Source organism: Clostridium sp. DL1XJH146, assembly GCF_054819755.1.
The window spans coordinates 1-334 of sequence record NZ_JBTVVN010000120.1 but is presented as its reverse complement, the minus strand read 5'-3'; the positions used below and the strand labels follow the sequence as shown (position 1 = coordinate 334).

At 24.6% G+C, this 334-nt stretch carries 2 protein-coding genes; both read right to left on the bottom strand.

Annotated features, from left to right (window positions below; all coding sequences use genetic code 11):
• Positions 1 to 118, bottom strand: a 118-nt coding sequence (locus ACVHXK_RS18760; protein ID WP_461207932.1) for a PD-(D/E)XK nuclease family transposase, incomplete at its 3' end; no start/stop codon positions are given.
• A 120-nt stretch (positions 119 to 238) separates the two neighbouring features.
• Positions 239 to 331, bottom strand: a complete 93-nt coding sequence (locus ACVHXK_RS18755) for a hypothetical protein (RefSeq protein ID WP_461207931.1) — start codon at positions 329 to 331, stop codon at positions 239 to 241.
• Positions 332 to 334 lie beyond the last annotated feature (3 nt).

Sequence of the window (334 nt, the reverse complement as noted above, 5' to 3'; positions counted from 1 at the left end):
AATAATTAAAATTCAAAATGTTGATTGTTATAGTTTTAGTTAAAGATGAATATTTACTTCCGCTTTTTATTTTAGAGGTGTATAACTTTGACCAATAAAACAATGTCCTCTTAATCATCTCGAGATAAATCACTTCAACATAAATTCATACAAGTCCATAAGGTCTACAATTTCATATTCATCTAAAATATCTTTTATCTTATTTATCATTAGTTAACTTCCTTTTTTATAAAATTTATTAGCTTAATTTCTTATATCTTCCATTACCCAAAAACTCTATAATTCCATTATCCCTTAAAATCTGAAGCTGCTGCCTTATCTTTGCTTTAATATT